16 protein-coding genes and 4 tRNA genes are annotated in these 21840 nt (G+C 58.9%); 12 read left to right on the top strand and 8 right to left on the bottom strand.

Features of this window, described 5'->3' with window-relative positions; genetic code table 11:
• The first annotated feature begins 52 nt into the window (after positions 1-52).
• The 6 genes from alaS to DBP26_RS12720 all read left to right on the top strand — a co-directional run bounded on the left by alaS (position 53) and on the right by DBP26_RS12720 (position 4923).
• Positions 53-2677, top strand: a complete 2625-nt coding sequence (alaS, locus tag DBP26_RS12745; RefSeq protein WP_108238167.1) for an alanine--tRNA ligase — start codon at positions 53-55, stop codon at positions 2675-2677.
• A gap of 91 nt (positions 2678-2768) precedes the next feature.
• Positions 2769-4001 (top strand): aspartate kinase, encoded by a 1233-nt coding sequence (locus DBP26_RS12740; RefSeq protein WP_108238168.1) that lies wholly within the window; start codon positions 2769-2771, stop codon positions 3999-4001.
• Positions 4002-4184: 183 nt separating this feature from the next.
• Positions 4185-4373: a carbon storage regulator CsrA gene (csrA, locus tag DBP26_RS12735; protein ID WP_002554426.1), complete on the top strand. Its 189-nt coding sequence runs from the start codon at positions 4185-4187 to the stop codon at positions 4371-4373.
• Positions 4374-4435: 62 nt separating this feature from the next.
• Positions 4436-4526 (top strand) — tRNA-Ser (locus DBP26_RS12730).
• 107 nt (positions 4527-4633) lie between these two features.
• A tRNA-Arg gene (locus DBP26_RS12725) sits at positions 4634-4710 on the top strand.
• A 136-nt stretch (positions 4711-4846) separates the two neighbouring features.
• Positions 4847-4923 (top strand) — tRNA-Arg (locus DBP26_RS12720).
• 42 nt (positions 4924-4965) lie between these two features.
• Here DBP26_RS12720 and DBP26_RS12715 read toward each other — a convergent pair.
• Positions 4966-5469 carry a cell envelope protein SmpA gene (locus DBP26_RS12715; protein ID WP_108238169.1) on the bottom strand — a complete coding sequence of 168 codons (504 nt, stop codon included), beginning with the start codon at positions 5467-5469 and terminating at the stop codon, positions 4966-4968.
• A gap of 376 nt (positions 5470-5845) precedes the next feature.
• Between DBP26_RS12715 and mgtE the strand changes: the two genes are divergently transcribed.
• Positions 5846-7288 carry a magnesium transporter gene (mgtE, locus tag DBP26_RS12710; RefSeq protein WP_108238170.1) on the top strand — a complete coding sequence of 481 codons (1443 nt, stop codon included), beginning with the start codon at positions 5846-5848 and terminating at the stop codon, positions 7286-7288.
• A 133-nt stretch (positions 7289-7421) separates the two neighbouring features.
• Here mgtE and DBP26_RS12705 read toward each other — a convergent pair whose 3' ends face one another.
• The 3 genes from DBP26_RS12705 to DBP26_RS27285 form a co-directional block, all read right to left on the bottom strand.
• Positions 7422-7745, bottom strand: coding sequence for an Arc family DNA-binding protein (locus DBP26_RS12705; RefSeq protein WP_108238171.1), 324 nt, complete (start codon positions 7743-7745; stop codon positions 7422-7424).
• Positions 7746-8182: 437 nt separating this feature from the next.
• Complete coding sequence (locus DBP26_RS12700; RefSeq protein ID WP_108238172.1) at positions 8183-8380, bottom strand: PA3371 family protein; 198 nt, start codon at positions 8378-8380, stop codon at positions 8183-8185.
• Between the two features lie 53 nt (positions 8381-8433).
• On the bottom strand, positions 8434-8847 hold the full coding sequence (locus DBP26_RS27285) for a hypothetical protein (RefSeq protein ID WP_256600479.1): 414 nt from the start codon (positions 8845-8847) through the stop codon (positions 8434-8436).
• Positions 8848-8977: 130 nt separating this feature from the next.
• Here DBP26_RS27285 and DBP26_RS12690 point away from each other — a divergent pair.
• Positions 8978-9054 (top strand) — tRNA-Arg (locus DBP26_RS12690).
• Between the two features lie 89 nt (positions 9055-9143).
• Positions 9144-9638 (top strand): GNAT family N-acetyltransferase, encoded by a 495-nt coding sequence (locus DBP26_RS12685; protein ID WP_108238174.1) that lies wholly within the window; start codon positions 9144-9146, stop codon positions 9636-9638.
• Positions 9639-9706: 68 nt separating this feature from the next.
• Here DBP26_RS12685 and mqo read toward each other — a convergent pair whose 3' ends face one another.
• A complete protein-coding gene (gene mqo / locus DBP26_RS12680; protein ID WP_108238175.1) occupies positions 9707-11344 on the bottom strand; it encodes a malate dehydrogenase (quinone) in 1638 nt (545 codons plus the stop codon).
• Between the two features lie 426 nt (positions 11345-11770).
• A complete protein-coding gene (locus DBP26_RS12675) occupies positions 11771-13411 on the bottom strand; it encodes a methyl-accepting chemotaxis protein (RefSeq protein WP_108238176.1) in 1641 nt (546 codons plus the stop codon).
• A gap of 445 nt (positions 13412-13856) precedes the next feature.
• Between DBP26_RS12675 and DBP26_RS12670 the strand changes: the two genes are divergently transcribed.
• On the top strand, positions 13857-15461 hold the full coding sequence (locus DBP26_RS12670; protein ID WP_108238177.1) for a tetratricopeptide repeat-containing response regulator: 1605 nt from the start codon (positions 13857-13859) through the stop codon (positions 15459-15461).
• Positions 15458-16150, top strand: a complete 693-nt coding sequence (locus DBP26_RS12665) for a HAMP domain-containing sensor histidine kinase (RefSeq protein ID WP_108238178.1) — start codon at positions 15458-15460, stop codon at positions 16148-16150. Before DBP26_RS12670 ends, DBP26_RS12665 begins: the two co-directional genes overlap by 4 nt.
• Before the next feature lie 406 nt (positions 16151-16556).
• Here DBP26_RS12665 and DBP26_RS12660 read toward each other — a convergent pair whose 3' ends face one another.
• Both DBP26_RS12660 and DBP26_RS12650 read right to left on the bottom strand, forming a co-directional pair.
• A complete protein-coding gene (locus DBP26_RS12660; RefSeq protein WP_108238179.1) occupies positions 16557-17273 on the bottom strand; it encodes a FadR/GntR family transcriptional regulator in 717 nt (238 codons plus the stop codon).
• 1273 nt (positions 17274-18546) lie between these two features.
• Positions 18547-20289, bottom strand: coding sequence for an IlvD/Edd family dehydratase (locus DBP26_RS12650; RefSeq protein WP_108238181.1), 1743 nt, complete (start codon positions 20287-20289; stop codon positions 18547-18549).
• Between the two features lie 220 nt (positions 20290-20509).
• On the opposite strand from DBP26_RS12650, the gene DBP26_RS12645 reads away from it, so the two are divergent.
• Positions 20510-21823 carry an MFS transporter gene (locus DBP26_RS12645; RefSeq protein ID WP_108238182.1) on the top strand — a complete coding sequence of 438 codons (1314 nt, stop codon included), beginning with the start codon at positions 20510-20512 and terminating at the stop codon, positions 21821-21823.
• The last annotated feature ends 17 nt before the right edge of the window (positions 21824-21840 follow it).

Here is a 21840-nt window from a genome sequence, read left to right as displayed (position 1 = left end):
GTCGAATGACGTTATGCACCTGGCTCCGGCCGCAGTTCCCGTGGAAGAACCTATGAAAAGCGCAGAAATCCGTGAAGCCTTCCTTCGCTTCTTCGAAGAGCAAGGCCACACCCGTGTAGCCTCCAGCTCCTTGATTCCGGGCAATGACCCGACCCTGCTGTTCACCAACGCAGGCATGAACCAGTTCAAGGATTGCTTCCTGGGCCAGGAAAAGCGGGCTTACACCCGTGCTGTCAGCAGCCAGAAGTGCGTGCGAGCCGGGGGCAAGCACAACGACCTGGAGAACGTCGGCTACACCGCTCGTCACCACACTTTCTTCGAAATGCTGGGCAACTTCAGCTTCGGCGATTACTTCAAACGTGATGCCATCACCTTCGCCTGGACCTTCCTGACGTCCGAAAAGTGGCTGAACCTGCCCAAGGAAAAGCTATGGGTCACGGTGTACGCCACCGACGATGAGGCCTACGACATCTGGACCAAGGAAGTCGGCGTACCCGCCGAGCGCATGGTTCGTATCGGTGACAACAAAGGCGCGCCTTACGCTTCCGATAACTTCTGGACCATGGGCGATACCGGGCCTTGCGGCCCGTGCACCGAGATATTCTACGACCATGGCGCCGACATCTGGGGCGGCCCGCCCGGCTCGCCGGAAGAGGACGGTGACCGTTACATCGAGATCTGGAACAACGTCTTCATGCAGTTCAATCGCACCGCCGACGGTGTGCTTCACCCACTGCCAGCGCCATCGGTGGACACCGGCATGGGCCTGGAGCGGATCAGCGCGGTGCTGCAGCACGTGCATTCGAACTACGAGATCGATCTGTTCCAGAGCCTGTTGAGCGCGGCGGCCAAGGCCATCGGCTGCACCAACGACAACCAGCCTTCGCTGAAAGTCGTCGCTGACCACATTCGCTCTTGCGGCTTCCTGATCGCCGATGGCGTGCTGCCCTCCAACGAGGGCCGTGGCTATGTGCTGCGCCGGATCATTCGTCGCGCCTGCCGTCATGGCAACAAACTCGGCGCCAAAGGGAGCTTCTTCTATCAGATCGTCGCCGCACTCGTGGCCGAGATGGGCGATGCGTTCCCCGAGCTGAAGTCCCAACAGGCGCACATCGAGCGCGTACTGAAAGGGGAAGAAGAACAATTCGCCAAGACGCTCGAGCAAGGCCTGAAGATTCTCGAACAGGACCTTGCCGAGCTCAAGGGCACGGTCGTGCCGGGCGATGTCGTGTTCAAACTGTACGACACCTACGGTTTCCCGATGGACCTCACCGGCGATATCGCCCGTGAGCGCAACCTGACCCTCGACGAAGTCGGCTTCGAGCGTGAAATGGACGCTCAGCGTGAGCGCGCACGCTCGGCCAGCGCCTTCGGCATGGACTACAACAGCCTGGTCAAAGTGGATGTCGCCACCCAGTTCACCGGCTACCACGCCACCCACGGCGAGGCGAAAGTCGTGGCCATCTATAAGGACGGCCAGTCGGTGCCGCACCTGAACGAGGGAGAGGAGGGCGTCGTGGTGCTCGACCAGACGCCTTTCTATGCCGAATCGGGTGGTCAGATCGGCGACAGCGGTTACCTGTCGGCAGGCGCTGCGCGTTTCGACGTGCGCGACACCACCAAGACCGGCGGTGCCTTCCTGCACCATGGTGTGCAGGTTTCCGGCAGCCTGGCTGTCGGCACCGCACTGCAGACCGAAGTCGACGCAGAAGTTCGCAAGGCGACGTCCCTGAACCACTCGGCCACGCACTTGCTGCACGCCGCATTGCGTCAGGTGCTCGGCGATCACGTCCAGCAGAAAGGGTCGCTGGTCGACAGCCAGCGCCTGCGTTTCGACTTCAGCCATTTCGAAGCGATCAAGCCTGAGCAGATCAAGGCGCTGGAAGACATCGTCAACGCCGAAGTCCGCAAGAACACCGCGGTGGAAACCGAAGAGACCGACATCGACACCGCCAAGAAGAAGGGCGCAATGGCCCTGTTCGGCGAGAAGTACGGCGACACTGTTCGCGTACTGACCATGGGGGGAGATTTCTCCGTTGAGCTGTGTGGCGGTATCCATGCCAATCGCACTGGCGACATCGCGCTGTTCAAGATCGTCAGCGAAAGCGGTGTCGCTTCCGGCGTACGCCGCATCGAGGCTGTGACGGGCGCGGTGGCGCTGGCGTACCTGAACACTGCCGAAGAACAATTGAAGGAAGCCGCGACCCTGATCAAAGGCAATCGCGACAACCTGCTGGACAAGCTGACAGCTGTCCTGGAGCGCAATCGCCTGTTGGAAAAACAGCTGGAACAACTACAGGCCAAGGCGGCCAGCGCGGCGGGCGACGACTTGTCGAACGCTGCGGTGGAGGTCAAGGGTGCCAAGGTTCTCGCCGCCCGTGTCGACGGGCAGGACGGCAAAGCCCTGCTGGCGCTGGTCGACCAGTTGAAGAACAAACTCGGCCGCGCAGTGATCCTGCTCGGCGGTGTGCATGAGGAAAAGGTCGTGTTGGTGGCAGGCGTCACCAAGGACCTGACTGGCCAACTCAAAGCCGGTGATTTGATGAAGCAAGCGGCCGCCGCCGTGGGCGGTAAAGGTGGTGGTCGTCCTGATATGGCACAGGGTGGTGGCGTTGATGCTGCCGGCCTGGACGCAGCGCTCGCGCTGGCGGTTCCGTTCGCCGAACAGGGAATTTAAGTCGACCCATCGCAGCCCTCGCCAAGGGGGCTGCGGCGCTACGCGGTTTGAATGTTTAACGGGCGCCCTAACGGGCCGAGGCGGCTTTGAGATGGCTTTAATCGTACAAAAATTTGGCGGCACCTCCGTGGGCTCTATCGAGCGCATCGAGCAGGTGGCCGACAAGGTCAGGAAATTCCGCGAAGCGGGTGATGATCTGGTGGTGGTGCTGTCCGCCATGAGCGGCGAAACCAACCGCCTGATCGACCTGGCCAAGCAGATCAACGATCAACCGGATCCTCGCGAACTGGACGTGATCGTTTCCACCGGCGAGCAGGTCACCATCGCCTTGCTGGCGATGGCACTGATCAAGCGCGGTGTGCCGGCGGTGTCCTACACCGGTAATCAGGTGCGCATCCTGACCGACAACTCGCACAACAAAGCGCGCATTCTGCAGATCGACGACCACAAGATTCGCTCCGACCTGAAGGCCGGTCGTGTCGTGGTGGTGGCGGGTTTCCAGGGTGTCGATGAAAACGGCAACATCACGACACTGGGGCGTGGCGGTTCCGACACCACGGGCGTGGCGCTTGCCGCCGCGCTGAAGGCTGACGAATGTCAGATCTACACGGACGTCGATGGCGTTTACACCACGGATCCGCGTGTCGTGCCGCAGGCGCAGCGCCTGGAGAAGATCACCTTCGAAGAAATGCTGGAAATGGCCAGCCTCGGCTCCAAGGTGCTACAGATCCGCTCGGTGGAGTTCGCCGGCAAATACAACGTCCCGCTGCGCGTGCTGCACAGCTTCAAGGAGGGTCCGGGTACCCTCATTACCATCGATGAAGAGGAATCCATGGAACAGCCGATCATTTCGGGCATCGCCTTCAACCGTGACGAGGCCAAGCTGACCATTCGTGGCGTCCCGGATACCCCAGGCGTTGCCTTCAAGATCCTTGGCCCGATCAGTGCCGCGAACATCGAAGTGGACATGATCGTGCAGAATGTCGCGCACGATAACACCACGGATTTCACCTTCACGGTGCATCGTAACGAGTACGAGAAAGCCCTGAGCGTGCTGGAAAATACCGCGAAGGAAATCGGTGCCCGCGAGGTGATCGGCGATACCAAGATCGCCAAGGTCTCTATCGTCGGCGTCGGTATGCGCTCCCACGCGGGTGTGGCCAGCCGCATGTTCGAATCGCTGGCCAAGGAAAGCATCAACATCCAGATGATCTCGACGTCCGAAATCAAAGTCTCGGTCGTCATTGAGGAGAAATACCTGGAGCTGGCCGTGCGCGCCCTGCATACGGCGTTCGAGCTCGACGCGCCCCGCAAGGGCGAATAACGGCTGGGACGAAAGGCGCGGTGGATACCGCGCCTTTTTGTGTGTCCGACGCGCGTGCGAAAAAAGTGTGTTTTTCCGGCGCTAGTCAATACTCAGGGTGCTGGCCCGTTGCCGCTTGTGGCAGGGCCGACACCTTTCGGTTGTGCAGTCTGCAGTCCCTGAATTCAGGTTGAGGAGATAGGTATGCTGATTTTGACCCGTCGGTGCGCAGAGAGCCTGATTATCGGTGACGGTGAGATCACCGTGACGGTGCTCGGCGTAAAAGGTAATCAGGTACGAATTGGCGTCAACGCGCCCAAGGAAGTGGCTGTTCACCGCGAAGAGATTTACCTGCGCATCAAGAAAGAGAAGGATGAGGAACCAAGCCATTAATTTTATTTGAATTTTTGGTTTGCAAACGGGGAAAAGGGTGGTTATTATACGCCCCGTGTTGCGGAGAGCTGGCCGAGTGGCCGAAGGCGCTCCCCTGCTAAGGGAGTACACCTCAAAAGGGTGTCGGGGGTTCGAATCCCCCGTTCTCCGCCATTATTTGCTTAGTACGTTGTAATCTGGCTTCTTCGGTAAGTGGTTGAATTTACTAGAAAAAGTGCTTGACCAAGAGATTTGACGGCCTATAATGCGCGGCAACAAATGCACTCGTAGCTCAGCTGGATAGAGTACTCGGCTACGAACCGAGCGGTCACAGGTTCGAATCCTGTCGAGTGCACCATTTAAGCGTTGTGAGTAGTGATACTTACAGCAGCTTTAAAAAAGAGCCTGACTTAAACAGGTCTTCGGAAGAGCCACTCACTTCCAGAAGTAAAATGCAAAAAGCCAGAGGTGAACTGGTTTAAAAAGCGCCACCTGCACTCGTAGCTCAGCTGGATAGAGTACTCGGCTACGAACCGAGCGGTCACAGGTTCGAATCCTGTCGAGTGCACCATAAAACGAAAAGCCCGCATTCAGATGCGGGCTTTTTGCTTTTCTAGGGTCTGCTTTTAGAGCGGCCACCTTTAACGCATCCGTGCTCGTCGAACGCGACCTGTCGGCTTCTGCCTTTTTTCTCGGCGTACACGTAGCGCACTTCACTGTTACGCCCGATGATTTTGTCAGGCTTCCCAAGCAGGCTTTCCACATCCCGCTTGGTCATGCCTGTCGGTGTCTGCTGATTGATGATCGCCTTGCGCCGTTGTTCCGCGCTCAACACATTTCCGCAGCCATCGTCCCGTTGGCCGACGATCACCAGGTCCTCTGAAGGTTGCTTGGTGGGCTTGGCGGCCTTGGTGGACGTCAAGATGGTGGGGGGCCGGCTGCCTGGCAGCGGGCTGTCCGCTTTCTGCAGGCGTGATGCTTGCCCGGCCGGACAGCTCAAGGTTGTGAAGGTGATATGACCGCGTTCGTCTTCACAGCGATTGACCGTGGCCGTCCATCCATACACGGGCAGTCCGAGCAGCGCAGCAATAACGATATTCCGAGTGTCGAACCCCATGGCGCATTCCTCCTTGGTGAATGTCCAGGCAGGCTAGTCAGATGAAAAAGGGGCGGCGAGCGTGTTTTCTTCTCGGGATGTGACGTCGTACCGTGCCGCCTTGTAAAACCCTTGGTGCAACTGCGTTTTGCTGTCGGCCCAAGGGGTGTGGTCAAGTGTGAACAAACCTTTGCATTGTGTTGCAAGCGATTGTTCCGCGTTGAATTTTTAACATGCAAACCCGGCAAGCGGTGTATGATTGCGCCCGTCAGCCCCGCCGGGGCTTGTGGAATACCTCCATGGACTTACCCAGTAGCCATTTAGAACCAAGCTGTACCAATCACGAATCGACTGATTGATCTTCCGGCGGGTCCACTGCTGGGAGTGGAGTTCGCCTATGACCGAAATAGAAGTAAAGAAGACTCAGGAAAGCCTTCAGGATCGTCTGGCCCAGGTTATCGACCTGTTGCAGCGTCAGCGTGTCGTGGAAGACCTGACACATCGCCAGGATGGTCAGCACCAGGAGCGTGTTGATAATCTCGTTCACCGGCAGAATTTGGTCGAGCTGCAACGCAAGCTCGATGATCTGCACTCCGCCGACGTTGCCTATATTCTCGAAGCCCTGCCTGTTGAGGACCGACTGACGGTCTGGCAACTGGTCAAGGCTGAGCGCGACGGCGATATCCTTCTCGAAGTTTCCGATTCTGTCCGCGAAACGTTGATCGCCGACATGGACGATCACGAATTGCTCGCCGCTGCCAAGGAAATGGACGCGGACGAGCTCGCCGACCTTGCGCCCGAGCTGCCTCGCGATGTCGTTCATGAGTTGATGGAAGCGCTGGACAGCCAGCAGCGTGAGCGGGTGCGTTCTGCGCTCTCCTATGATGAGGATCAGGTCGGGGCCCTGATGGACTTCGAGATGGTCACCATCCGCGAGGATGTCAGCCTCGAAGTGGTCTTGCGCTACCTGCGCCGTCTCAAGGAGCTGCCTGGTCACACCGACAAGCTGTTCGTGGTGGATCACGACGGTGTGCTCAAAGGTGTGTTGCCGATCAAGCGGCTGCTGGTCAACGACCCTGACAAGCAGGTGTCCGAAGTCATGGCCAACGATCCGGTCAGCTTCCATCCGGACGGCGATGCGTACGAAGCCGCGCAGGCCTTCGAACGCTATGACCTGATTTCTTCACCTGTCGTCGACAAGAATGGCAAGCTCATCGGCCGGCTGACCATTGATGAGATGGTCGACCTCATTCGTGAGGAAAGCGAGACAGAGGTCTTGAACATGGCCGGTCTGCGCGAAGAAGAGGATATCTTCGCCTCAGTGTGGCGTTCGCTGCGCAACCGCTGGTCGTGGCTGGCCGTGAACCTGATTACCGCCTTCATCGCCTCGCGGGTGATTGGCCTGTTCGAAGGTTCCATCGAAAAACTGGTGGCGCTGGCGGCGCTGATGCCGATCGTGGCGGGCATTGGTGGTAATTCGGGTAACCAGACCATCACCATGATCGTTCGCGCCATGGCGCTGGACCAGGTGAGCACCGGCAATACCTCGCGTTTGATGCGCAAGGAGCTGGGCGTTGCACTGGTCAACGGTCTGATCTGGGGTGGAGTGATTGGTGTGGTCGCCTACATGCTGTATCACAGTTGGTCATTGGGTGTGGTGATGACTGCCGCAATGACGCTCAATCTGTTGTTGGCAGCCTTCATGGGCGTGTTGATTCCCATGACGCTCGCACGACTCGGACGTGATCCAGCGATGGGCTCCAGTGTCATGATTACTGCCATGACGGACAGCGGCGGCTTCTTCATTTTCCTGGGCTTGGCGACGCTGTTTCTGCTTTGATGAAGCCGCGCCTCTCCTGAGCAACCGCCGTACAGCGCGGTTGTTCAATGTCCGTCACCGCGATAGCGCGGGTGGGCGGGCACAAAAAAAGCCAGCAATTGCTGGCTTTTTCTCTACTTGCTGCGCGATCGAATTATTCTTCGTCGCCCAAGCTGGTGTCGTGAGCAATGAGCGACACCAACGCGTTTTGCTGACGATGGGCGAGTTGGCGAAAACGTTGCAGCAACTCGCGCTCGTGCAATGACAGCTCAGGGCTGTCAAGGCGAAGCTTGGCCTCATCCCCTAACGCGCCTTCCTGAATCAGGCTTTGTTCGAGGCGTGCAATGATTTCAGAATTCATGCTGCGATGGTTGTCCTTGGAGACCTCGGCAATGCGCTCGCGCATGCCTTCCGGAAGACGGACAACGAACTTGTCAGCTGTGCGACTGGAATAATTGGCCTGTTTCATAGGGCTCATATTTTTAACCGATTTAGTTCAAAAGGGAGGCGGTTCATGCATTGGGCCGCGAGATTCAACAGTCTGACTGTCTTCACGGCGAAATGTTCAACCTGCCCAGAATAAAGGTCCGACATGATGCAGCAAATCGTCGAAACCTTGGCGTCAAATCTGTGACAAATATTGAACTAGATAAAGGCGTTTAGCCAGCACCAATTATCAGAAATGCGTTCTGGTTAGCAAAGTTCCGAGGCACCCTTCACCCCCGGCGATAGCCGCAGACTACGCGGGCTTGCACCGTGATGGCTATCTGTCTTCAGGGTAGAGCCCATCGCGGATATTTTCGAGAAAACATTCAGGAAAGAGACGAAGGGTCACGCGATCAAGGAAGGGGGGGCGGTGCGGCAATAAACGAAATGTGTTTGACGAGACGAGTCAAGCTTGCGCGGGAACCGTTCCTACGGCTTGGCTTGGCGCAGTACCGGGTCGAACTTGATCCGACGGCCAACGATCAGTGACATCAGGAATAACATGGCGAATACGCCAGCGCTGATCTTCGCAATCAGCCCCAATGGCTCAAGCGATGCGTCTAGCAATTGATCTACGGCGAGAGCCATCAAGGTCAGAACAAGGAAGGACAGAGCAGCTTTTGACATGGCAGTTCTCGTAAAAAAGGAAAAACGGGTGGTTCAGACACCGTGCAAATAATTCAGAACACCCAGCGTTCGGTGCGGTCAACAGGAATAGCGTCGTCTGTGTCAGTGGCCAGCATGGCGTCGGAGCGGTGGCTCTGCATTGCCGCATAGCGAGGCGGCTGTTTAGCCAGATAATGCGGTTGGGCTTGCTGTGCGACGTTCTCGGTCTGGCTGGCGTTGTCTTGAAAATTGAAGGCTACCAATGCGACAAGGGCTGCGGCATTCAGGAGGGAGAGCGTCATGTTCATCTCGTTTACCTTCACGTGGGTAGGTGTCTGAAAGGGAGTTGCACGATCAGAGAGAATGCAGCGTGCATGCCAAGCTGATATCAGAAAATAATCCTTAAAAAACAATGAGTTATATTTGAATTGCAATGGTTGTGGGTTGCAGTTTGCAAGGATCCCAACTGCCGACATTGCATTTTGCATGACGGACCTTTCCCACAGGTTCGATCAACGTAAGACCATGGTTCGAAACGCCAATCACGACATGACAAAACAATGGCTTGCCGTTAACATGCACGCCGTCTCGCTGGCACCGTTCAGGCGCCGGCACCGTGTCTCAGTAGCTCAATTGGATAGAGCATCCCCCTCCTAAGGGGAAGGTTGTGAGTTCGAACCTCGCCTGGGACACCATTTCAAATACGCTTCCCAGTCCAGGCTCTGTTTTTGGATCGCTTGCGACCGTCAGGCCAACCCGGCTGGCCCTGCTGAAGGATAGGTTGATGACCCCTCTAGATATCACCATCGAGCGTTATGTGCCTGGCGATGAGCAGGGCATCATTGACGTGATCGTGCCGATCCAACGCGAAGAATTTGGTATCGATATCACCCCCGAAGACCAACCCGATCTGATGGCTATTCCTTCCTTTTATCAGGCAGGCAAAGGCGATTTCTGGGTGGCTCGTGCGCAAGGGCGGGTGATTGGCACGATCAGCATGAAAGACATCGGCAACGATGAGGTCGCGCTGCGCAAGATGTTTGTGGCGGCTGCATGGCGAGGGCGCGAGTTTGGCGTGGCGAAACGTCTGCTCGAGTGCCTGATGGAAGCTGCGGCTGCGCGAGGTGTGACGCGAATCTATCTGGGAACGACGGCTAAATTTCTCGCTGCGCACCGGTTCTATGAGAAGCACGGCTTCGAGCTGATCGAGCCGACCGACCTTCCAGCGAGTTTTCCTTTGATGGCCGTGGACACGCGTTTTTACGCCTACACCGTCTAGCGCGAAGCGCATAAAAAAAGCCACGGGGTTTGCGCCCCGTGGCTTTCGTGTTTACCGCATCAGCGGCATTACAGCGCCATGTCGTTTGCAGGCTTGCTTTCAAGCGGCTTGCTCGGCTCGGTGCGCGTGCCGACGCTCTGGTCGATGACCGGCGGCTTGTCCAGTTGCAGGACTTCGGCGGTGTAGTTCCATTCCTGCTGCACTGCAGCCGGCGAGTCGTTCAGCTTGGTGCCGTAGCTTGGGATGATCTGATGGATCTTGGCTTGCCACTCAGGCGTTGCCACTTTGTCCTTGAAGACCTTCTCCAGCACGTTCAGCATGATTGGCGCTGCGGTCGACGCACCTGGCGAGGCGCCCAGCAGTGCGGCAATGCTGCCATCCTGCGAGGAAACGACTTCGGTACCCAGCTTCAGCACGCCGCCTTTTTCGGCATCACGCTTGATGATCTGAACACGCTGGCCAGCTTGCCATAGACGCCAGTCTTCTTTCTTGGCATGCGGGAAATACTCCTGCAGCGCCTTGAAGCGGTCATCGTCAGACAGCATCAACTGACCGGCGAGGTACTCGACCAGCGGGTACTGCTCGATGCCCACTTTGGTCATCGGCCAGAAGTTGTGGGTGGTCATGCTGCTGAACAGGTCCAGGTACGAACCCTGCTTCAGAAACTTGGTCGAGAAGGTGGCAAACGGGCCAAAAAGGATCACGCGCTTGCCGTCCAGCACGCGGGTGTCCAGGTGCGGAACCGACATGGGTGGCGCGCCGGTAGAGGCGATGCCATAGGCCTTGGCCATGTGCTGCATGGCAATGTCCTGGTTCTCGGTCACCAGGAACGAACCGCCGACCGGGAAGCCTGCATAGTCGCGGCCTTCAGGAATGCCGGATTTCTGCAACAGCTTCAACGCGCCGCCGCCTGCGCCGATGAACAGGAATTTCGCGTCGGTGCCACTGGTGGTGCCGTCTTTCAAGTTTTTGTACGAGACGTGCCAGCTGCCGTCATCGTTACGCTTGATGTCCTCGACCTCGGTGGAAAGCTTCAGGTTGAAGTTCGGGCGGGTCTGCAGAGAGCTCACGTATTGGCGGGTGACTTCACCCCAGTTGACGTCGGTGCCGATCGGCGTCCAGGTCGTGGCCAGCTTCTGGTTCGGGTCGCGGCCTTCCATCATCAGAGGCACCCACTTGGCGATCTGCGCGTGGTCCTCGGAGAACTGCATTGGGCGGAACAGCGGGCTGGCTTGCAGGGCCTCGTAACGTTTTTTGAGGAATTTGATGTTGTCATCGCCCCACACGAAACTCATGTGCGGTGTGGAGTTGATGAACGAGTGCGGGTTTTTCAGCACGTCGCTGCGCACTTGCCAGGCCAGGAACTGACGGGTCACCTGGAAGGCTTCGTTGATCTCGATGGCCTTGGAGATGTTGACCTTGCCGTCTTTGTCTTCAGGCGTGTAGTTCAACTCCGCCAGGCCAGAGTGGCCAGTGCCGGCGTTGTTCCAGCCGTTGGAGCTTTCTTCGGCTACGCCATCAAGGCGCTCGATCATTTCCATCGACCAGCCCGGTTCCAGCTCATTGAGCCAGACACCCAGCGTCGAGCTCATGATGCCGCCGCCGATCAGCAGCACGTCCACTTTTTTGCTTTCGGCCGCATGGGCTTGAAGCATCCCCAAAGAAATCGCCAGGCCCAGCAGCGCCTTGCTCGTCGTTTTGATCATGGTGCCTTCCACTTGATTTAACGTTATCCGCCTGCCGCTTGGTCGAGGCGAAACCAAATGGCCGCGTCAGGTCCGACGTGACGGTTTCGGTTTCGCGCCCGGCGGGCGAGGGTGGGGTCAAGGCCGATGATGCAGACCTCGAGTTGTGTGTCCCTCCGCGCTGGCTTTTTGTTAAATCGTTGGATTCAGCAGCTTGAGTAAACAACAAACAGTTCGCAAACCCGCTCATCAGGTCCAGGTCCGCGAAAGGCGGCGATTGTACCCGAAATGTGATTTGCGACAAAACAGATGACTATTTAGTCAATACGCCAATGTGTCACAGGTGGCCGAAAGACAGCTCCATGGCCTGCGACGGCGCGTTTTGTCGACGGCGGCAAAAGGCCGATCTTCCGCCGACAGGGCGCGCTACGACACTGGCGGCAAGGGTTAAAGCGTGAATTTGCCCACCATGCTGTTGAAGGAGATGGCCAGCCGCGAGAGTTCTTGGCTCGATGCGTTGGTCTGGTTGGCGCCCGCAGCCGTCTGTGCCGAAAGGTCCTGGATGTTCACCAGATTGCGATCGACCTCACGAGCCACTTGCGCCTGTTCTTCTGCGGCGCTGGCGATGACCAGGTTGCGCTCGTTGATTTGACTGACGCCTTCACTGATGCGCTCCAGTGCCTGTCCTGCCTCGGTCGCCAGGCCTTGCGTGTTGACCGCCAGCGCCTGACTCTTGCCCATGGCATGCACCGCCTCGTCAGCGCCGTTGCGAACCTGAGAAATCATCGATTCGATTTCGCCAGTGGAGGCTTGAGTCCGGGCAGCGAGTGCGCGGACCTCGTCGGCCACCACGGCAAATCCGCGGCCCTGCTCACCGGCGCGTGCGGCTTCGATCGCAGCGTTGAGTGCCAGCAGGTTGGTCTGTTCGGCAATGCCGCGGATCACGTCCAGCACCTTGGTGATGTCGCGAATCTGGCCGGCCAGCGCCTCGACGCGCTGGGTCGAATCATTGATTTCGACGGTCATGGTGTTCATCGCCGCGACGGCTTGTTGCACCTGATGTTGCCCTTTGGCCGCCTCCTCAGCGGTGCGGGTCGAGACTTGCGATGCGCTGGCGGCGTTGCGGGCGACTTCCTCGACCGCCGCTGTCATTTCGTTGACTGCTGTTGCGGCCTGCTGGATTTCGTCGTTCTGGCGCTGCAGCCCACGGCTGCTGTCGTCGGTTACAGCGGTCAGTTCCTCGGCAGCCGAGGCCAATTGGTCCGAGGCGTTGGCGATCTGCTGCACGGTGTTCTTCAGGTTGCCCTGCATATTCGACAAGGCCTTGAGCAACTGGCCGGTTTCGTCTTCGCCACCACTGGCGATGGTTTGGGTCAGGTCGCCACTGGCGACGCGCGCGGCGCTGTCGACCGAGAGAAAAATCGGACGAGTAATCATGCGGGTGACGATCAACCCCAAGGCAATGGCGCATAGCACCGCGAGCAGCGCACCGATGCCCAGCATCCAACTGACTTGACGGTCGGTCTCGACACCGGCCTGTGCCGATTCGCGAGCCTGACGCGCATTGGATTCAATGATGATCTTCAGCTCGGCCATGGTCTTGCGGTAGCTGGGTGTGACGCTGCTCGCCGCCTGCTTGCTGGCCTGTTCAATGTCGCCACTTTGCAGCATCGCGAGGGTGCTTTGCACGGCGGACAGGTAAGCGGCCCAATCCCGTTCGAAGTCATCGCCAGCGGCTTTCTCATCTGCCTCGAGCGGTGTCCCGCGATAAACCTTGAACTCGCTTTCCGCCTGGGCCTGGTTTTCTTTCAGCGATTGAATCGCGGCGTTGATTTCGTCCGGGCTCGCTTTGGTGGCGCTCAGGGCAAGTGCCTTGTAGAAGTCGCGGTTGGTGGCGATGACGTTGGCCTTGACCGAGTCCACTTTGGCGATCGAGACCAGGTTGTCCTCGACAGTGTTCTGAAACAGATCGTACAGGCGGGAAATACCGGTCTGTCCCAGCACACCGATCACAACCGTGATGAGTGCGCACAGGCAAAACGCAGACAGCAATTTGGTCTTGAGTTTCAGATTCGAGAGCCAGGACATGGAGAGTACTCGGGCAGGGAGGAGGGGGCGGCACACAGGCGCTTTCCCTGCGTATCGGCGGAGAAATCCCGGACTTTACCGGTTTCGAAACAAGCAGATGAACGCCCTTATCTCGACGATCCTGGACCCATTAGCGAGTGGACATTCCAGCGCAATGAGAGGTGTTGGTCTGACAATGGAGGGGCGCCGTGCGGACGGTTCAAAACGTGCAATCTGCGATCACGGTCGCTTTTTCCCGCGCCCATCATCTAAGCTTTACCCCTGCGCCGCCGATAACCCGGACAAGCGGCAATTCACCGCACCGCAAGTCGCCCGAGCTGGTATGAATTAGCTTGATGGCAAATTGATGTTGGCTATCATCGTTACCCGCAGCACGGGGGCGATGCCGTCGACGTATTGTGTAATTGCCCTTGGGCCGATTTTTTCTCCCGTGACAGGAATCTCGATGCTGGCGTGGAACCAAAAAACCTTTCTGATCGTCGATGATTTCTCCGATTTCCGCAGTTCGGTCAGGTCGATGCTGCGCGAATTGGGCGTCAAGGAAGTGGACACTGCAGACAACGGTGAACAGGCCATCAAAGCCTGTTCGCAAAAGCGCTATGACTTCATCCTTCACGATTTCAACCTGGGCGATGGCAAGAAAAATGGCCAGCAGGTGCTCGAAGACCTGATGACTGATCGCCTGATCAGCCATGAAAGCGTGTTTGTGATGGTCACGGCCGAAAACAGCCAGGCAATGGTGATGAGTGCGCTGGAATGGGAGCCTGACGCTTACCTGACCAAGCCGTTCAACCGCGCCAGCCTTGCCCAGCGACTGGAAAAAATCGTCCAGCGCAAGACCGTGCTCAAACCGATTCTCCAGGCCCTGGACCGTGGCAAGCCGGCCGAAGTGCTGGCCGCTTGCGTCAACCTGACCAAACAGGATCCGCGCTTTGCGCCGTTGTGCATGCGTTACAAGGCCGACGCCTTGCGTGATCTGAATCAGTTCGAACCGCTGGAAGCCTTCCTCAAGTCGATACTCGCCGACCGTCCCCAGCCATGGGCCTATTCGGCACTGGGCAAGCTGCTTCATAAACGAGGCCGCAACGCCGAAGCACAAGGCGTTTATGAGGAAGCCATTCGCGCCTTCAACAGCATGCCGGTGCTGTTCGACGGTTTGGCCGACGTGCTGATCACCAGCGGCGACGGGCGCCGAGCGCAGAAAATGCTGGAAGAAGCCGTGCGCCTGTCGCCGTATGCGGTCCGACGCCAACGGCTGTTGGGTAAGCTGGCGTTGGAAAATCAGGACTTCGACAGCGCCTCCAAGGCCTATCGCCAAGCTGTTTCCCAAGGGCAGTTTTCACGCTTCAAAGACCCCGAAACCAATCTGGGGCTGGCGCAGGCGCTGATCAGCAAAGGTGGCGAACGGGGGCTCGACGCCCGTACCCGGGTCGAAATCAACCAGACCCTCGGTGAAGTGGCCAAGGAGCACACCCACGATGCCGGTCTGCAGGTGCGCGCCCGTTTGATGAAGGCGACCAGTGTCGCGACCTCCGACCCGGAAATGGCGGCAAAACTGACTGAGCAGGCCATGACCCGTCTGGAAGGCATGGAGCAATTTCTCAGCGCCGACGCTGCGCTCGCCGTGGCCGCGCAGCTCAAGCAGTTGGGCCAGGAATCGGCCGGCGCGGGCATTCTCAAAAGCTGTGCGGAAATCTACGGCGACGATCCGCAGGTCATGCAGAACATCGCCAAACAGACCGACGATCCGGACATCCTCAGCGCCGGTAAGGCGGCGATCGATTTCAACCTGCAAGGCATCCGCAGTTACCGCGCCGGCAAGCTGGGTGAAGCACAGGACCTGTTCCGTAAAGGCCTGGCACTGCAACCAAAGAACATCAGTATCGCGTTGAATATGGCCCAGTCGCTACTGCACATGGGGGTGCAGAACCTTGACGCGGCCAGCCTGCAGGAGTGTCGCAACAGCCTGAAAATGGTGGGCATGATGCCCGAGACGGACCCCCGCTACGAGCGCTACCAGAAACTGCGGCTCAAGGCATTCGGCGAATGACGGATCAGGAACTGGGGCTGGATTTTTCGATGGTGATCGCCTCCACCGTCCATGACATGAAAAACTCGCTGGCGTCGCTGATCCAAGCCCATGGCCAGTGGGTCCGGCAATTGCCCGAGGCGCAGCGCGGCACCGCGGAACAGGGGGTGATCGATTACGAATTCGCACACCTCAACGGCATGCTGGTGCAGTTATTGGGCTTATACAAACTGGGCGTGAACCAACTGCCGTTGCGCCCGGATTATCACGAGCTGGATGACTTCATCGAAGCCCAGTTGGCCTTTCACCAGGAAGTTCTCGCCAGCCGCGGCATCGCGGCCCGGTATGAGGTTGAAGACTTCGGTCTGCCGGGTTTCTTCGACCGCGAGCTGATCGGCTCGGTGGTCTCGAACGTGGTGATCAATGCCATTCGCTTTGCGCGCAAGGAGGTGTTGATTTCGGCCAGGCAGGTAGACCAACAACTGGTCATCAGCGTCAACGATGACGGGCCTGGCTTTCCTGAACCGATGATCGCGCATCAGGCCGATTATGTGCTGGGCATCAACCAACGCAGCGGCAGCACCGGGTTGGGTCTGTACTTCGCTGCCAATATCGCTCGCCAGCATCAGCGGCAGGGTGTGCGCGGACGCATCGAAATCGCCAACGGCGGCGAGTTGGGTGGCGGAGTGTTCAGGATTTACCTGCCCTGACCGAACGACCTGATACCCCGTCTTAGCTTAGGCGTGCCTGCCAAGCTCAAAGCTGCGCTCACGGGCTTTCGGAGTGAGCGGTATATCGGACCGAGCGCTCACTGCGCATTCGCCACATTCATCTTCGGTGGTGTCCAGCCAGCAGATCGCGCAGGCGCGGTGAATGCGTCAGTAGGATGACAGCTGAACAGGGCATACGAAAGCTGCGCCCGGCAAGGGGCGACAATTGACGTTGTTGTTGTGGGCGCGGCGCAGGACTGAGGAAACTGGGCGACGTCCCGTCTTGAATGGATCCCTGTTTCAAGCGTCTTAGTCGCCATCGCGCGATCTTTTAGCAGAAAATATAAGCCGCAGTGACGCGCGATGACCGCCGGGCAGTCAGCGCTACGCTCAGAGCGTCCAAGGTTTACAACCCTTTACCCAGCACGACGTTGAGCGCATTGCGCGCATCGTCCAGTTGCACCAGCGTGGCGTGATGCGCACCCAACGCATCGCGGTTTTCGATGGCGGTGAGGATGGCCTTGTGACGCGGCAGCGCCAATTCGTGCAGATTTGGCCGCTGATTGGAGTGCTTCAAGGCTTCGCGTAGCGCGAGCGACAGCATGTTGCACAGGTGCGCCAGCAGGTCGTTGTGGGTGGCGTCGGCGATGCGGCTGTGGAAATCCAAGTCCGGTTGCAGCACGTCTTCGACGGTCGGGGCGAGGGCCATGCGCTCGTAGGCTTCGCCGATGGCGGCGACTTCCTCAGGCGTAGCGTGCTGGGCGGCGAGGGCGGCGGCAGCCGGTTCGATGATGCTGCGCACGCTGGTCAGCAGTGCAAAGAATTCGTTCTGAGGGGAACATTGCATCAGCCAGTGCAGAACGTCAGGATCCAGAATGTGCCATTCACGTCGGGGCTTGACCACCGTGCCGACGCGCGGGCGCGAGTACACCAGCCCTTTGGCCACCAACACGCGCGTTGCTTCGCGCAAGACCGGACGGCTGACCGCATATTCTTCGCAGAGCAAGGCTTCGGCGGGGAGTTTGTCGTCTGGTTTGAAGCGGCCTGAGACGATCTGCATGCCGATGTCCTGAACGATACGCGAGTGCATGCTTTTACGGTCGGAGGGCTTACGGTAATCCATGGGGCGCGAGGCAATCCTGAGCGATGAATGCGGCGCATCATAGCATTGGCGTGACGGTGGTAGGCGGGCTACAGCGATGAAGCCATTGGTCCGGTTGCGGCGAGCTGATCCATTGGCGATGTTGACGCTGATTCACCGTTCCGCTTTTACAGCGGGTCACTTTCCTTTCGGGGTCAGTCCAGCCATTTGCTCCTGGTTTGGCCCGGCTACGCCGGGTTCCCTCCTTCCGGCGTTACTCCGTGGGCACGCCGCGGACGGCCATCCATGGCCGCGCGGCTTTCGCGGCTCCCGGCCGCTCAACCCACTGCGCAACGCCTCCACTCGGCCTGCACCCAAGTCGCGGTCCGTGGTGTCTGGACTGTCGCGCACTAAAAGCAAAAGCAAAAGCAAGGCAAGGCAAGGCAAGGCAAGATCAACCTATACCCTGAACCAAACGACGCTCTGCTTTTCGCTCTTCGCTTTTGATCTTCCTACACAAACAGCCCAGCCACCGCCGAACGCGACTTGGGTGCAGGCTGAGCGGAGGTGTCGTGGAGTGGGTTGAGCGGCCGGGAGCCGCGAGAGCCGCGCGGCCATGGATGGCCGTCCGCGGCGTGCCCACGGAACGGCGCCGGAGGGAAGGGACCCTGACGCAGTCAGGGCCAAACCAGGAGCAAGCGGTTTTCCTCCATTTTGCCAAGACAAAATGGAGTCGCTCGTAAGGAGCGAAACCTGGGTCCCAGCCCACGCGCAAACGGATCTGCCCCCCATCTCAGCAGCGCCGATAACCAAGCTATGCTCCGCTTTTCGCTCTTCGCTTTTGATCTTCCTTACAAAAACAGCCCAGCCACCGCCGAACGCGACTTGGGTGCAGGCTGAGCGGAGGTGTCGTGGAGTGGGTTGAGCGGCCGGGAGCCGCGAAAGCCGCGCGGCCATGGATGGCCGTCCGCGGCGGGCCCACGGAGCGGCACCGGAGGGAAGGAACCCTGACGCAGTCAGGGCCAAACCAGGAGCAAGCGGTTTTCCTCCATTTTGCCAAGACAAAAATGGAGTCGCCCGTAAAGGGGCGAAACCCTAGCTCCCAGTCCACGCGCAAACGGATCTGCCCCGATTTCAGCCATACCTACGAAGCCATCGGTTCCGACACCGAGGACCGCTCCACAAGGAAGTTGCCCGTAAGGGGCGAAACCAACTCCCAGCCCACGCGCAAACGGATCTGCCCTCAGTTTTAGCCACACCGCGCCAGCACCCCTGTGGTCTGATGGGCGCCTGAGCGTGGCTACGGCCATTGATCTCAATGAGAATGCCGTGGCACCTCAGCCCCGCGGGTGCCCACCAAGAAGTCGAAATCACAGCCTTGATCGGCCTGCATCACGTGGTCGATGTACAACTGACGATAGCCCCCAATCAGCTTCTGCTGCGGAGCCTGCCAATCGGCGAGACGCGCATCGAGTTCCTCCTGGGAAATGTCCAGATGCAGGCGCCCAGTGGCGCAGTCCAGCTCGATCCAGTCGCCTTCCTTCACCACCGCCAACGGCCCACCCGCTGCCGCCTCCGGCGCAACGTGCAATACGACCGTGCCGTACGCGGTGCCGCTCATGCGCGCGTCGGAAATACGCACCATGTCGGTTACGCCCTGCGCCAGCAGCTTGGCAGGCAGGCCCATGTTGCCCACTTCGGCCATCCCCGGATAACCCTTCGGTCCGCAGTTCTTCATGACCAGAATGCTGTTGGCGTCCACGTCCAGGTTCGGGTCGTTGATGCGCTCTTTATAGATATCGAAATTGTCGAACACCACGGCACGCCCTCGATGCTGCATCAGCGCCGGCGTGGCGGCGGAAGGCTTGAGCACCGCACCTTGCGGCGCCAGGTTGCCGCGCAGAACGCAGATCCCACCATCGGCGCGGATCGGGTTGTCCAGTGCGCGGATGACTTCGTCCTCACCGTAAATCGGCGAATGCTTCACGTTCTCCCGCAGGCTCTTGCCGTTGACCGTCAAGGCGTTCGGATGGGGCAGCAGACTGGCTTCGTCCATGCGCCGAAGCACCGCGGGCAGGCCGCCGGCGTAGTAGAACTCCTCCATCAGAAAACGACCGGAGGGCTGCAGATCGACAATGGTCGGCGTGCCGCGGCCGATGCGGGTCCAGTCGTCTAGCTCCAGGTCCACGCCAATGCGCCCCGCGATGGCCTTGAGGTGAATCACCGCATTGGTCGACCCCCCAATCGCCGCGTTGACTCGGATGGCGTTTTCGAAGGCTTCTTTGGTCAGGATCTTCGACAGCCGCAGGTCTTCGTTCACCATCTGCACCGCCCGCATGCCTGACATGTGCGCCAGCACGTAGCGGCGAGCGTCCACCGCCGGGATGGCGGCGTTATGTGGCAATGAAGTGCCCAGGGCCTCGGCCATGCAGGCCATGGTCGACGCGGTGCCCATGGTATTGCAGGTGCCTGCCGACCGGGACATGCCCGCTTCGGCGGAGAGGAATTCGTCGAGGCTGATCTGGCCAGCCTTATAGGACTCGTGCATTTGCCAGACGATGGTGCCCGCGCCGATGTCCTTACCTTTGTGTTTGCCGTTGAGCATAGGCCCGCCGGTGACGACGATGGCGGGCACATCGCAACTGGCCGCGCCCATCAGCAGGGCAGGGGTGGTCTTGTCGCACCCGGTCAGCAATACCACGCCGTCGATCGGGTTACCGCGGATGGCTTCTTCCACGTCCATGCTCGCCAGGTTGCGCGTGAGCATGGCAGTCGGACGCAGGTTCGATTCGCCGTTGGAGAAGACAGGAAACTCGACCGGGAAACCACCGGCCTCGATAACGCCACGCTTGACGTGCTCGGCGATGGTTCGGAAATGGGCGTTGCAGGGGGTCAGTTCGGACCAGGTGTTACAGATGCCGATAATAGGTTTGCCGTGGAACTGATGGTCGGCGATGCCCTGGTTCTTCATCCAGCTGCGGTACATGAAGCCGTTCTTGTCGGCGGTGCCGAACCACTGGGCCGAACGCAGGGTAGGTTTCTTATTGGAATCAGACATAAATCAGCACTCTTATTGTAAGACTTAATTTTTAGCGTGGTGAGTAAAATAGGCCGAAATTCTGGCGATTGGAAGTGTTGTAACCGTAAATAGTATTACTATATAGTCGGATCCTATCGAGGGACGACCCTGTCAGCCAATCTCCTGCAGTCTCGGCACACACGAAGTCAGAGGCGAGCCCCGAGCCTTCCATAACAAAAACAATGTGGAGACCGCTTGCATGAGCCAGGAACTGAGGCTTATTCGCCGCATCACCTTGAAACTCATCCCGTTTCTGATCCTGCTGTACCTGATCGCCTATGTGGACCGATCTGCCGTGGGCTTCGCCAAATTGCACATGGGCGCAGACGTCGGCATCGGTGATGCCGCTTATGGCCTGGGCGCAGGGCTGTTCTTCATCGGCTACTTTCTGTTGGAAATCCCCAGCAACCTGATGCTCGAACGGTTTGGCGCCCGGCGTTGGTTTGCGCGGATCATGGTCACCTGGGGTGCGATCACCATGGGCATGGCGTTCATACAGGGGCCGACCAGCTTCTATGTGATGCGCTTTCTGCTCGGCGCGGCGGAAGCTGGCTTCTTCCCCGGCGTGCTGTACTACATCACCCAGTGGTTCCCGGTCCGCCATCGCGGCAAGATCCTGGGGCTGTTCATCCTCTCGCAACCCATTGCGATGATGATCACCGGCCCGATTTCCGGCGGGCTGCTGGGCATGGAAGGCATTGGCGGCCTGCACGGCTGGCAATGGTTGTTCCTGTGCATCGGCGCCCCTGCAATCCTGCTGACCTGGCCTGTGCTGCGCTGGTTGCCGGACGGTCCTAAAGACGTCAACTGGATGGACCCGGTCGAGAAAGACTGGCTGGCCGGCGAGCTGAAACGTGACCTGGACACCTACGGTCAGACGCGCCATGGCAATCCGTTGCGCGCCCTGAAAGACTCGCGGGTCTTGTTACTGGCGCTGTTCTACTTGCCTGTCACCCTGAGCATTTACGGGTTGGGCTTGTGGCTACCCACGCTGATCAAACAGTTCGGCGGCAGCGACCTGGTCACCGGTTTCGTGTCCGCCGTGCCCTACATTTTCGGCATCGTTGGTTTGTTGATCGTCCCGCGCAGTTCCGACCGCCTGAATGACCGCTACGGCCATTTGGCTGTGTTGTATGTCATCGGTGCGTTGGGCCTGTTCTTCAGTGCTTACCTGGGCGCACCGGTGTGGCAATTGGCGGCGCTGTGCCTGGTGGCGTTTTCCCTGTTTTCCTGCACCGCAATTTTCTGGACGTTGCCGGGACGATTCTTCGCCGGCGCCAGCGCGGCTGCGGGCATCGCACTCATCAACTCGGTGGGCAATCTCGGTGGCTACATTGGGCCATTCGTCATCGGCTGGCTGAAAGAAATAACCGGCAACCTTGCCACGGGGCTTTATTTCCTGTCGGGCGTAATGGTGTGCGGCTTGATCCTGACGGGTGTGGTGTACCGCGTGCTCGAACGCAAGCACGTACTGCCGGAAAGCGAATTCGCCTCCAGCGCCCATTCGCGCTGACAGTTTGATTGCGGCCA

The sequence above is a fragment of the Pseudomonas sp. RIT409 genome, assembly GCF_003052515.2.
Lineage (GTDB): Bacteria > Pseudomonadota > Gammaproteobacteria > Pseudomonadales > Pseudomonadaceae > Aquipseudomonas.
This window is presented reverse-complemented; position numbering and strand designations above follow the sequence as displayed.

Bases quoted from the DNA above. Each gene is read 5' to 3' on its own strand.
- alaS (WP_108238167.1), top strand. From the start codon at position 53: ATGAAAAGCGCAGAAATCCGTGAAGCCTTCCTTCGCTTCTTCGAAGAG.
- DBP26_RS12740 (WP_108238168.1), top strand. From the start codon at position 2,769: ATGGCTTTAATCGTACAAAAATTTGGCGGCACCTCCGTGGGCTCTATC.
- csrA (WP_002554426.1), top strand. From the start codon at position 4,185: ATGCTGATTTTGACCCGTCGGTGCGCAGAGAGCCTGATTATCGGTGAC.
- DBP26_RS12715 (WP_108238169.1), bottom strand. From the start codon at position 5,469: ATGGGGTTCGACACTCGGAATATCGTTATTGCTGCGCTGCTCGGACTG.
- mgtE (WP_108238170.1), top strand. From the start codon at position 5,846: ATGACCGAAATAGAAGTAAAGAAGACTCAGGAAAGCCTTCAGGATCGT.
- DBP26_RS12705 (WP_108238171.1), bottom strand. From the start codon at position 7,745: ATGAGCCCTATGAAACAGGCCAATTATTCCAGTCGCACAGCTGACAAG.
- DBP26_RS12700 (WP_108238172.1), bottom strand. From the start codon at position 8,380: ATGTCAAAAGCTGCTCTGTCCTTCCTTGTTCTGACCTTGATGGCTCTC.
- DBP26_RS27285 (WP_256600479.1), bottom strand. From the start codon at position 8,847: ATGCAAAATGCAATGTCGGCAGTTGGGATCCTTGCAAACTGCAACCCA.
- DBP26_RS12685 (WP_108238174.1), top strand. From the start codon at position 9,144: ATGACCCCTCTAGATATCACCATCGAGCGTTATGTGCCTGGCGATGAG.
- mqo (WP_108238175.1), bottom strand. From the start codon at position 11,344: ATGATCAAAACGACGAGCAAGGCGCTGCTGGGCCTGGCGATTTCTTTG.
- DBP26_RS12675 (WP_108238176.1), bottom strand. From the start codon at position 13,411: ATGTCCTGGCTCTCGAATCTGAAACTCAAGACCAAATTGCTGTCTGCG.
- DBP26_RS12670 (WP_108238177.1), top strand. From the start codon at position 13,857: ATGCTGGCGTGGAACCAAAAAACCTTTCTGATCGTCGATGATTTCTCC.
- DBP26_RS12665 (WP_108238178.1), top strand. From the start codon at position 15,458: ATGACGGATCAGGAACTGGGGCTGGATTTTTCGATGGTGATCGCCTCC.
- DBP26_RS12660 (WP_108238179.1), bottom strand. From the start codon at position 17,273: ATGGATTACCGTAAGCCCTCCGACCGTAAAAGCATGCACTCGCGTATC.
- DBP26_RS12650 (WP_108238181.1), bottom strand. From the start codon at position 20,289: ATGTCTGATTCCAATAAGAAACCTACCCTGCGTTCGGCCCAGTGGTTC.
- DBP26_RS12645 (WP_108238182.1), top strand. From the start codon at position 20,510: ATGAGCCAGGAACTGAGGCTTATTCGCCGCATCACCTTGAAACTCATC.